This is a genomic window from Variovorax sp. P2_H12 (assembly GCF_056403395.1).
In genome coordinates this window covers 1-430 of sequence record NZ_JBFUFO010000217.1, presented here as the reverse complement: position 1 = coordinate 430, position 430 = coordinate 1, and the positions used below count along the sequence as shown (strand labels likewise).

Sequence of the window (430 nt, the reverse complement as noted above, 5' to 3'; positions counted from 1 at the left end):
GCCTTGAAGGTGGCGAAGAACTCCGGCTGGTTGTCGGTGTAGTTCTCCCACTCGCTGTACGTCTGCCAGCTGCGGCCCGCCCGCTCCAGCAGCTCGGCGTACGTCGGCCAGTCGTAGCCGGGGTGGACGTCCTCGTCGTTGGCGTCGTTGTCGACGGCGCGGCGGCCGTCCGGCTCATGGCCGGACAGGCTGGACCACAGGTAGTTGCGGTTGGGGCTGGTCGAGGAGTGGATGGACGCGTGGTAGGCGTCGCAGATCGTGAAGGCGTCGGCCAGTGCGTAGTGCAGCGGGATGTCGTCCCGGTCCAGGTAGGCCATGGTGGCCGGGGTCTTCGCCGGGACCCAGCCGTCCATCCAGCCGCCGTGCCAGGCCTGCTGGGCGGTCTTCCAGCCGTGGTCGAGGTCGTGGAAGGTCGCCAGCTGCGGCGTAC

Annotated in this window: 1 protein-coding gene; it reads right to left on the bottom strand. The window is 69.1% G+C overall.

Going from position 1 to position 430, the window contains the following annotated elements; all coding sequences use genetic code 11:
• A partial coding sequence (locus AC1DYK_RS35885; RefSeq protein ID WP_478170600.1) for an alkaline phosphatase family protein occupies positions 1-430 on the bottom strand: 430 nt, incomplete at both ends.